Genomic DNA, 11,427 nt, shown 5'->3' on the forward strand with positions numbered 1-11,427 from the left:
CGGGCCCCGGTCCCCGTCCTGGTCCACGGGCCGCGCCCTTACCGCCTCGCCAACACGCCGTCGGACTGCTCCTCCTGAGTGGCCGCCACTTCAACGTGCCCCCGCCACGCCCCTCTTCCGGCCGCCGGGTCAGGAGGCGGCCCAGTCGCCCAGGCGGGCGCATTCGGGGCAGTGGGGATCGGTGGCGGGGTGCGGGTGGGGCGCAGGGTTGGCGGGGCGCTGCTCGTGGATCGGGACCGGGGCGGGGGAGTGGCCCAGGACGCGGGCCAGTTCGGCGCGGGCGGTGACGCCGAGCTTGTGGTAGACGCGGTGCAGGTGGTTCTCCACGGTGCGTACGGACACCACGAGGCGGCCGGCGATGTCGCGGTTGGACAGGCCGGTCGCGGCGAGCGCGGCCACTTCCCGTTCCCTGGCGGTGAGGGCGGCCGCAGCGTGGACGGGGGGCTGCTCGGTCGCCATCCACGGCGGCAGGCTGCCGCCGTGGTCGGCGAGGATGCCGTGCGCCGCGGCGCGCGCCTCGCGGCTCTTGCGGCGGCGCCCGGCCGCCCGGTAGGCGCGGGCGGCCTGCGCGGCCGCCTCCGCCGCCAGCGGCAGCGCCCCGCGGACCCGGAAGCGTACGGACACGGCCGTCAGGGCGTCGCCGTCGCCGGCCGCCAGGGCCCTGATGTGGTCGGCCTGCAACCGCGCCAACTCGGAGGTGGTGCAGGCGGCGAGGCGTTCTGCCTGGCCGGCCACGGACACGCTGTCGGACAGCCGCGCCGCCAGGTGCAGCGCGGCCACCGCGGCGGCCGGCCGCTGCCCGGCGACGGCCCGCTTGGCCACGGCGAGCGCCTGGCCGGCCGCCCCGGACCGGTCGCCGGTGCAGGCGAGCACGAGCGCGCGCTCCAGCGCGATGTCGTCGGCGGCCACCGGGTGCGCGGCGGCCTCGCTCTGCACGAGCCGCGCCTCCACGAGGGTGCGCAGCGCGTCGCTGTGCTGCCCGGACTGGGCGAGAGCGCCGGCGAGCCGGGCCAGCGTCCAGGCGGGCGTGGCCAGCCAGTCGCCGTCGCCGTGGCCGTGCACCGCGCTCGCCTCCCGCAGCAGCACGACCGCCTCGCCGGTCCGGCCGAAGTCGCGGTGGAGCCGGGCCCGCAGCAGCGCGACGTGCAGCCGGCGCTGCTGCTCGTCGCCGCCGCTGTGCCGCCGGACCGCTTCCAGCGCGGCGCCGTAACCGCCGAGGTCGCCGCTGAGGAAGCAGCAGTGGGCCAGCAGCACGAAGTAGCGCAGCCGGGCGTCGTCCGCCCATGCGTCCACCTGGCCGCGGCAGGCGGCCAGTTGCTCCGACGCGGCGGCCGGGTCGCCGAGTTCGATCCGGGCGAAGGCGACCGCGGGCAGCAGTTCCTGAGTGACGCGGGAGGCGGCCGGCTCGGCCGGCAGCACCTGGTCGCCGATCTCGACGGCGTGCCGCAGCCGGCCGGCCAGGATCGCGATGACCGCGCGGTAGCCCTGGAGCGGCAGTGCCCGCTCCGCGCCGACCGCGGCGGTCGTCCGGTCCAGGACGTCCGCGGCGTCCGCCAGCCGGCGCAGCCCCTCGGCGAGGTTGGCCGCGCGGGCGCGCACCGCGGCGAGGAAGTCGCAGTCCGGCGCAGGGCAGTCGCCGTGCAGCGCGGCGGCGAAGACCCGTTCCGCCTCGGCGTGGCGGCCCTGACCGGCCATGATGCGGCCGAGCAGGAGTGTGGCCGGGACGTCGGCGGGCGCATCCGGGGGACAGGTTCCGGTGGGCGCTACGCGCGTTGAAACACGGCGTGCGAAAGCCGGCAACACGGCGGAAGCACGCGCGGCCCGCCCGTCCCACTCCGGCTCGCCCCGCTCCTGCCCGTCCGCCTCCCGCCCGGTCCGGTCCGGCCCGGCCCCGCGCGCCGCGGCGCCCGGCCCGTCGAACCCGTCGTCACCGTCGCGGTCCTCGAACGCGCCGCCGCCCCCGCCCGTTTCGTACCCCGGCCCCTCGCGCCCCGCGGGTCCGTACGGCGCCGGTTCGTACGGGGCCGGTTCGTACGGAGCCGGTTCGTACGGCGTCCGGCCGCCGGCGCTGTCCAGCGCGAGCCGGCACAGGCGCTCGGCGAGCGCGAAGTCCTGCTGCTGGAAGGCGGTGTGCGCCGAGCTGAGCAGCTGCTGCGGTTCGGGGACCAGCCCGGCGTCCAACCGCAGGGTGATCAGCCGCAGTTGGTCGTCCGCCCGGCGCGCGCCGGTGCTCTCGATCCATGCGGCGATCTGGCGGCGCAGCCGCCGCGCGGTCAGGTCGGACATCCGCGCGGCCACCACCACCCGGCTCAGCGGCAGCGCCAGCCGCAGCCGCAGCCGGTGCCCGGCCCGCTCCACCGCCACCACCCCGCGCAGGTTCAGCGACTCCGCGGCCCGCGAGAGGTCGAAGTGGGCGGCGATGTCCGCCTCCAGGGGCTCGGCGAGGGCGAGCATGTTCACCAGCTCCTGCTCGTCCGGGGCCAGATCCCGCAGCCCCAGGTGCACCACCGCGGCCAGCCGCCGGGTCGGCGGCTCGGCCAGGCCCCGCCACCGCCACATCCCGTCCACCTGCCGCAGCGACCCGTCGGCGAGCGAGTGCTCCACCAACTCCCGCAGGATCAAGGGGTTTCCGCCGGTGTCGGCCCACAGCCGCTCCAGCGTCGCGGCCTCGAGGTGCCCGGCCAGCCGCTCGTGCAGCGCGCGCGCCACCGCCCGCCGGTCGAACGGGGCCAGTTCGATCCGCTCCACCAGCCGGGCCACCCACAGCTGGTCGATCGGGGCCGGTGCGGGCGCGCCGCGGCGGACGGCGGCCGCCACCGCCAACTGCCCCGCGGCAGCCAGCCGGTAGAGGTGTGCCGCGGACGCCTCGTCCACGAGGTGGGCGTCGTCGAGCCCGACCAGCGGGCGCCGCGGCGCCGCCGCCTGCCGCGGCAGCGCGCCGAGCCGGTCCAGGCAGTCGGCGAGGGTGGCGACGGTCTCGACCGGCGCACCGTCCTCCTGTCCGCCGCGCCACGCCCCGCCGACCGCGACGACGCTGCGGCCCGCCGCGGCGGCCCGCTCCAGCGCCGCCTCCAGCAGCCTGGTCTTGCCCATGCCCGGGTCCCCGTCCAGCAGGACCCCGCCGCCGTGGTCGACGGCGGCCGTGACGGCGGTCAGCTCCCTGTCCCGCGCGGCCATCGGCCAGTCGTGCCCGGTGTCCACCGGCATTCTCCCGCAACTCCCCGCTGAAAGACGCAGATCTGGTGGTCTGTACCCCATGCCCCGAGGCCCGCGAATACCTGGTGTCACAACGATGTGAACCGGTCATTTCCATCTGCTGAATTTCGCCGGCGGGCGCACGTTTTCCGCTGATGAGGTCACAGGAACGGTAAGCGAAACGCTGGGAGCGTACCTGTACCCGTTCTGGCGCGCGCTTCCCCGGCCGTTTTGGCGGCCTGGCCTCGCGATACGGCGGGCGGCACCGGAGCGGTCGGCAAGAAGAAGAGGAAATTCCGGCCGCCGGACCGGCAGTCGGCCGCCGCCGGCCCGCCCCGCCGGCGTCACCGCCGTGCCACCGGACGGGCCGCCGCCACGGCTCCCACGACGGCTCCCGCCGCGCCCCACCGTGGCGCGTTCGGATCGCCAAGTCGCCTGTCTGGTAAGGGATTTCGGGGCGTGCGCCGGTCGTGCGCGGGCCGTGCACCGATCTTTCCCCGGGGTCACCTTGGGTGAGCGGGGGCGGAGGGCGGAAAGCCCGCCAAGCACTCTGGTCCCATCTGTCACAGCCACGTATCGTGCCGGATACGGTGCGTCACATCGCCGGTTCCAAAACCAAGATCGCGGGTATCGGCGCCCTGATGACGTGACGGAACACCTCGATATGATCGAGCGGAACCACGCGTCATGACCAGTAATTCGGAAGCGGATCGGCCCGTTTCCACGGGGAGGCTTCTGGGTATGAGTGGGGCTTTGTGGGGCGCGGTTCTGCGCGAGGCCCGGTTAGCCTCGGGACTGACGCAGAACGAGGTCGCCCGGCGGGCCGGCATGAGCGTACGCGCACTGCGCTACATCGAGTCCGGCACCGTGGCCCAGCCCCGGCGCCACTCGCTGGACCGGCTGGCGGAGGCCGTCGGCATGGACCTGGCCGCGGCCCCCTGGCGGGCCGGCGGCGCGGGCCCGGCCGCGGCCGCCGGCGCGAGCGCACACGACATCCGCGTCCTGGGGCCGCTGGCCGTCTCCTACCGCGGCAGACCGGTGGAACTCCCGCTGAAACAGCGCACGCTGCTCGGCCTGCTGGCCATCCAGCCGCACCGCGTGGTCAGCCAGGCGGAGATGACCGAGGTGCTGTGGAGCGGCGAGGCACCGCCCTCCTCGCTGGGGCTGCTGCACACCTACATGGCCCGGCTGCGCCGTACCCTCGAGGGCGGCCCGGGCGGGCGCGGCGACCAGCGCCGGGTCACCACGGTGCGCGGCGGCTACGCCCTGTCGGCCGAACCCGGCGGGCTGGACCTGCTGCGCTTCGAGGAGTACACCGCCCAGGCCGTGGCCGCGCGCGAGCGTGAACCGGCGCTGGCCCTGAAACTGTTCGGGCTCGCCTTCCAGCACTGGCGCGGCCCGGTGCTGGAGGACGTGCCCGCGCTGCGCCAGCACCCGGTGGTGGTCGCCATCGGCCAGCACCGCTTCGACATGGTCATCGAGTTCGCCGACCTGGCGCTGTGCCAGAAGCGGCACGCCGTCGTGGTGAAGCAGCTGATGGCGGCCGCGTACGAGGAGCCGCTGCACGAAGGGGTGCAGGGGCGGCTGATGCTCGCGCTCGCCGGGTCCGGCCAGAAGGCGGCGGCGCTGCGGCTCTTCGGCGAGCTGCGCGCGCGGTTCCACGAGGAGCTGGGGGTGGAGCCGAGCGAGGAGATCTGGGAGGTGCGCCGCAGCATCCTCGCGCAGCCCGGTGACGAGGCCCCCGCCGCACCGGCCGGTTCCGCCCGCCCCGCCGCACCGGCGGCCCCGGCCCGCCCCGCTGCCCCGGCCCGCCCCACCGGCGCCGCCCGCCCGGCCGTACCCCGCGGCGGCCCCGACCGCGGGGTTCCGGTGCCGGCCGCCGCCCCGGCCGGCACCACCGCCTCGCCCGCGCAGATCCCCCCGGTGGTGCGGCCGTTCGTCGGCCGTCGCGCGGAGCTGGCCGCGCTCGACCGGCTGCTGGCCCACCACCGCGAGGACCAGGCGTCGGTGGCGATCGCGGCCATCTCCGGCCCGCCCGAGCAGGGCAAGACCGCGCTGGCCGTGCACTGGGCGCACGAGGCGCACGCGTGGTTCCCCGACGGTCAGCTCTACGCCGACCTGCGCGGCGGCGAGGGCACGCCGGGCGCCGCCCTGGAGCCGCTGAGCGTGCTGGGCGGCTTCCTGCGCTCCCTCGGGGTCGCCAGGGACCGGATACCCACCGACCTCGCCGAGTGCTCCGCGCTGTTCCGCACCCTGCTCGCCGGGCGGTACGTCCTGGTGCTGCTGGACGACGCGGGCACCTCCGCGCAGGTCCGCCCGCTGCTGCCGGGCACCCCCGGCAATCTGGTGCTCGTCACCAGCCGCCATCCGCTGCCCGACCTGGTGGTGCGCAACGGCGCCAAGCCGCTGGAGCTGGACGTGCTGTCGGCGGCGGAGGCACGCGAACTGCTCGACGCCTTCCTGGGCGCCTCCCGTACGGCCGCCGAGCCCGAGGCCACGGCCGCGCTCGCGGAGGTGTGCGGCCGCCGCCCGCTGGCGCTGCGCCGCTCCGCCGCCCAACTGGCCGCGCGGCCGAACGCGTCGATCCGGGAGTGGGTGCGCAGCACCACGGTCCGGCAGGCGCAGCCCCGCCCGCGCCGCTCGCCGTCCCGCACCGACGCGGACGGCGGCGCGGGCGCCAACGGCCCGGGCGGGCACCCCGGCCGCGCGGTGGCGGGCCCGTAGGCGACCTCCCACGGCGGGCGGCCGGCCCGCCCGTTCACCCCCGCCCCACGCGACGCGGCGCCCTCCCTCCGCAACGGGCCTCCCGCGAACGGCATTCCGCAACCGGAATCCCGTCACCGGCGTTCCGCCACAACTGTGCCGGCGCCGCGGTAAACCGCTGTCCGCCGCCGGAGGGAATGACGTCCCCCCGCGCGTCATATGCGCTCGGCCCGTGCCGGGATCGGCGTGCACGGCCCCCGGGAGTTCCGCGCCGGCCGGGCGCCGACTGCCGCTGACATCCGCTGACGGATTCGCTGACACGCGGGCGCGATGCTGACAGCGGAACCGCACGCTCCGCGCCGTATCGTATTTCCCCAGCTCAGCCCGGGCAGTTGGTTTCCATGCACACCGAACGAAACGCTGCGGGCGCCCCGCGGGGCGTTTTCCGGACCGCCGCCGGTTGCCCGGGCGAAGACCTCCCGCCTACTGTCCCGAACCGCGGACGCACCCCGAATTCGGCCGTGGGAAAAGGCCGCCGGACCACACGTGCGGACCGCCGGGAAACCCAAGTCGTCGGGAAGGAATGGCATGGGGAACATCACGACCCAGGAAGCCCAGGAGTGGCTGATCGAGAAGATCGCCCACCGCCTGGGTGTGGAGCCGGCCGCGGTTCCGCCGGAGCAGTACTTCGACGAACTCGACCTGGACAGCACCGAGGCGCTGATCCTCGCCGGCGAGATGGAGAACTGGCTCGGCTTCGAGCTCCAGACCACGGCGCTGTGGTACCACCCCACCATCAAGGACCTGGCGGCCCACCTCGCCGAGGAGGTCGCGCAGCGTGCCTCGGCCTAGAGCCGCCGGCGCCGCCCGCGGCCCCGCCCCCCGCCCGCAGGCGCCGCCGATCGTCCGCCGGCACCGGCCCACCCCGCCCGGGGGGCACACCGTGTACGCCGTCCACCCCGGCGCCCTGCCCTCCGAGGTGTGGCGCGGTGTCGCGGACGCGCTGCCGGACGGCACCGGGTTCGCCGTACTGGACCTGGCCGGCGTCCCGGAGTACTTCGAGGCGGCGCTGTCCGGCGGCCGCAGCGACCTGACCGTGGCCGCCCTTACCGCCCAGCTCACCGCCGAGCTGCGCGCCGACCGGGCCGCCCGGTCCGGCGCGGGGCGGACCACGTTCACCGGCTGGTCGTTCGGCGGTGTGCTCGCGCAGGCGATGACGGAGACCCTGGAGCCCGCCGAACGCCCCGAGCGGCTGGTGCTCCTGGACAGCATCGCGCCCACCGACGCCTACCAGCAGGCCGACGACGCGCTCGACCCGCCCATGCTGCTGCGCTGGTTCGCGATGTACCTCGGCGCCAAGCGGAACCGCGAGGTCGCCCTCGGCCCCGGCGGCACCGCCGGACTCGACACCGACACCGGGCTGCTGCGCGTCCTGGACGCGGCGGTCGGCTGCGGCGCCCTGGCGGCGAGCACCCCGCTGCCGGGCCTGCGCAAGCTCTACGACACCTATGTCGACGGCCTGCTGCGCAACAACCGGCTGACCGCCACCCACCGGCCGGTGCCCTCGTCGGTGCCGCTGGCCCTGGTCAAGGCCACGAACAGCCTCATCCTGGGCGACGACGCGCTCGGCTGGCAGGAGCTGGCCCCCCGCGGCCTGGACCTGCGCCCGCCCACCCCGGGCGACCACTACACGATGCTGACCCGCCCCGACGCCGCGGCGGCCATCGCGGAAGTGCTCCGGCCGCCCCGCTGACCCGCGGACCCCGCCGGGCGGCCCGCCCGGCACCGGCGGACGACCCGCCGGTCCCCACCGGACGCCCCGGCTCCACCGGACGCCCCGGCTCCACCGGACGCCCCGGCTCCACCGGACGCCCCGGCTCCACCGGACGCCCCGCCTCCACCGGACGCGCCGCCGGTCCCACCGGACGACCCACCGGCCCGCCCAGCGCCGCGCGGACGTCGCCACGGAAGATCCCGTTCGCCCAGATCCCAGAGAGACTCGCCGTGAACCCTTCGCAGGAATCCGCGCTCGACCGCCGGCTCGCCCGTGACCCCATCGCCATCGTCGGCCTCTCCGCGCTCTACCCGAAGTCCCGCGACCTGACCGCGTTCTGGGCGAACGTCGCCTCGGCCGCCGACTGCATCGACGACGTGCCCGCCACCCACTGGGACGTCGACGCCTTCTACGACCCGGACCCGACCGCGCCCGACAAGACCTACGCCCGGCGCGGCGGCTTCATCCCCGACGTCCCCTTCAACCCCATGGAGTTCGGGCTGCCCCCGAACACCCTGGAGGTCACCGATGTCCTCCAGCTGCTGAGCCTGGTGGTCGCCCGCGACCTGCTCAAGGACGCCGGGGCCGACCAGCCCTGGTACGACGCCGCCCGCACCGGTGTCATCCTCGGCATCACCGGCGCCAACCAGCTCACCCAGCCGCTCACCGCGCGGCTCCAGACGCCCGTGCTCAAGGAAGTGGTCCGCAGCTGCGGCCTGTCCGAGCGGGACGCCGACGAGATCGCCGCCAAGTTCCGCCTGGCTTACGCCCCGTGGGAGGAGAACTCCTTCCCCGGCATGCTCGGCAACGTCGTCGCCGGCCGGATCGCCAACCGGCTCGACCTCGGCGGCACCAACATGACGATCGACGCCGCCTGCGCCAGCTCGCTCGGCGCGGTCAAGGCCGCCGTCAGCGAACTGCTCGAAGGCCGCGCCGACACCATGCTGGTCGGCGGCTGCGACGCCGAGAACACCATCTTCATGTACATGTGCTTCAGCAAGACCCCGGCGCTGTCCAAGGGCGGCCGCATCCGCCCGTTCGACAAGAACGCCGACGGCACCCTGATCGGCGAGGGCATCGGCATGCTCGCCCTGCGCCGGCTCTCCGACGCCGAGCGCGACGGCAACCGCGTCTACGCGGTGCTGCGCGGCCTGGGCACCTCCAGCGACGGCCGCTTCAAGTCCATCTACGCGCCCCGCAAGGAAGGCCAGATGGTCGCGCTGCGCCGCGCCTACCACGACGCGGACTGCTCACCGGCGAGCATCGAGCTGTTCGAGGCCCACGGCACCGGCACCGCGGTCGGCGACGCCACCGAACTGAGCGCCCTCGCCGCCGTCGTCGGCGAGGCCACCGAGGAGCGCGCGTACGCCGCCGTCGGCAGCGTGAAGTCCCAGATCGGCCACACCAAGGCCGCCGCCGGCGCCGCGGGCATGATCAAGCTGGCGCTCTCGCTGCACCACAAGGTGCTGCCGCCCACCATCAACGTGGACGAGCCCAACCCGGCGATCGACTTCGACAGCGGCCCCTTCTACGTCAACACCGAACTGCGGCCCTGGATTCGCGACCCGAAGCTCGGCCGGCGCCGCGCGGCGATCTCCTCCTTCGGTTTCGGCGGCACCAACTTCCACTTCGTCATGGAGGAGCACGGCGACGGCAACGACCTGGAGGTGATGTTCCCGGTCGCCGCCGTCCACCTGTGGCACGCGCCCGACACCGCCGCGCTCACCGCGGCCCTGGCGAGCGGCGCCGCCGCCCAGGGCGGCCCGGCGCCCGCCGGCCACGCCCGCCTCGCCCTCGTCGCCCGGACCGGGGAGGAACTCGCCGCCCTGCGCGAGACGGCCCTCGGCGAACTGCGCGCCCGCCCCGACGCCGACGCCTGGACCCACCCCAAGGGCGTCTACTTCCGCCGCCGCGCCGCCCAGGACACCAAGGTCGCCGCGCTCTTCGCCGGACAGGGCAGCCAGTACGTCAACCCCGGCAGGACCGCCGTGCTGGCGCTGCCGCCGCTGCGCGCCGCCTTCGACGAGGCCAACCGGCAGTTCGCCGACGCCCGGCCGCTGTCCCGGATCGCCTTCCCGCCGCCCTCCTTCGACGCAGGCGCCCGCACCGCGCAGGAGGCCGCGCTGCGCGAGACCGCGCACGCCCAGCCCGCGATCGGCGCGCTGTCCGTCGGGCAGTACCGCTACCTGGCCGAACTCGGCTTCACCGCCGAGGGGTTCCTCGGCCACAGCTTCGGCGAGCTGACCGCGCTGTGGGCGGCCGGCGCGCTCGACAGCGACACCTACTTCGCGCTCGCCCGGGCCCGCGGCGCCGCCATGGCGCCCCCGGCCGACCCCGGCTTCGACGCCGGAGCGATGGCGGCGGTCACCGCACCCGAGGAGAAGGTCGCCGAACTCCTCGCCGACCGACCCGGGTTGTCCGTCTGCAACCGCAACGCACCCGACCAGATCGTGGTCGGCGGCGCCACCGACCAGATCGAGCACCTGGTCGCGGCGGCCGGGCAGGCCGGGCTGCGGGCCTCCCGGCTGCCGGTGTCCGCCGCCTTCCACACCCCCCATGTCGCCCACGCCGTCGCCGAGTTCGGCGCGCACGTGGCGGCCGCCGAGATGAGCGAGCCGAGCGGCTGGGTGCTGCCCAACACCCGCGGCGCGGTCTACGGCGCCGACCTCGCCGCCAACCGCCGCGTCCTCACCGAGCAGTTGGTCCACCCGGTGGACTTCGCCGCCCGCGTGGAGGAGCTGTACGGCGCCGGGTTCCGGGTGTTCGTGGAGTTCGGCCCCGCCTCGGTGCTCACCCGGCTCGTCGGACGGGTGCTCGGCGACCGCGAGCACACCGCGGTCGCCCTGGACGGCGGCGCAAAGCGGGACGCGGAGCTGACCCTGAAGCAGGCGGTGGCCCAACTCGCCGTCCTGGGCCTGCCGCTGGCCACCGCGGACCGCTACGTCGCCGAGGCGCGGCGCAGCGAGCCGGCGCCGGGCATGACGATCCCGCTCAACGGCATCAACTACGTCTCGCCGCAGCGCAAGGCGGCCTACCGGGACGCGATCGACAACGGCTACCGGGTGCCCGTACCGGTGCCAGTGCCGGCTTCTGTGCCCGTGCCCGCCGCGGCCGCCGCTCCGGCCGACACCCCGCGGCCCGCGCCCGTACCGGCTCCGGCACCCGCACCCGCGCTGCCCGTGCCCACCGCGGCCGCCCCCGTACCGGCCGCGCCCCCTGCCCCTGACCCCGCCGTCCTGGAGACAGCTGCCGTGGACAACGACCGCCTGGCCGACCTGATGGCCGACCACCTCGAACTGCACGACGACTACCTGAACGGCCAGTTGCAGAGCGCCGAGCGCCTCGCCCGGCTGCTGGAGCGCGCCGACGAGCAGGGCCGGGTGAACCAGGTGATCGCCGGGGTCACCGCGGTCAAGGAGCACGGCCTCGCCATCGGCCGCACCCACCTGCGGGCCAACGAGATCCTGCGCGACCTCGCCGGGCTGGAGCTGGGCACGGCCCCCGCCGCCGCCCCGGCCCCCGCCGCACCCGTCGCCCCGGCCCCCGCGCTGCCCGCGCCGGCCGCGTACGTCGAACCGGCGCGCCCGGCACCCGTCCTCGCCCCCGCGCCGGTGGCCGTGCCCGCGATCGCCGCACCGGCCCCGGTCGAGGTCCCGGCCCCGGCCCCCGCGCCCGCCCAGGTCGTCGCGGCGCCGGTGGCCGCCGGACCGGACTCCGGCGCCGTCGAGACCGCGCTGCTGGGTGTGGTGGCGGAA

5 protein-coding genes are annotated in these 11,427 nt (G+C 75.9%); 4 read left to right on the plus strand and 1 reads right to left on the minus strand.

Going from position 1 to position 11,427, the window contains the following annotated elements:
- Window positions 1–129: 129 nt before the first annotated feature.
- Complete coding sequence (locus AC3ERT_RS30125; protein WP_435177964.1) at window positions 130–3,207, minus strand: helix-turn-helix transcriptional regulator; 3,078 nt, start codon at window positions 3,205–3,207, stop codon at window positions 130–132.
- 729 nt (window positions 3,208–3,936) lie between these two features.
- Here AC3ERT_RS30125 and AC3ERT_RS30130 point away from each other — a divergent pair.
- The 4 genes from AC3ERT_RS30130 to AC3ERT_RS30145 all read left to right on the plus strand — a co-directional run.
- A complete protein-coding gene (locus AC3ERT_RS30130) occupies window positions 3,937–5,919 on the plus strand; it encodes a BTAD domain-containing putative transcriptional regulator (protein WP_435177969.1) in 1,983 nt (660 codons plus the stop codon).
- A 567-nt stretch (window positions 5,920–6,486) separates the two neighbouring features.
- A complete protein-coding gene (locus AC3ERT_RS30135) occupies window positions 6,487–6,750 on the plus strand; it encodes an acyl carrier protein (protein ID WP_335976955.1) in 264 nt (87 codons plus the stop codon).
- Complete coding sequence (locus AC3ERT_RS30140; RefSeq protein WP_335976953.1) at window positions 6,737–7,651, plus strand: thioesterase domain-containing protein; 915 nt, start codon at window positions 6,737–6,739, stop codon at window positions 7,649–7,651. The genes AC3ERT_RS30135 and AC3ERT_RS30140 overlap by 14 nt, the downstream gene beginning before the upstream one ends.
- A 251-nt stretch (window positions 7,652–7,902) precedes the next feature.
- Window positions 7,903–11,427, plus strand: a 3,525-nt coding sequence (locus tag AC3ERT_RS30145) for a beta-ketoacyl synthase N-terminal-like domain-containing protein (RefSeq protein ID WP_435177966.1), incomplete at its 3' end; no start/stop codon positions are given.

It is taken from the genome of Actinacidiphila sp. bgisy145 (genome assembly GCF_057708125.1).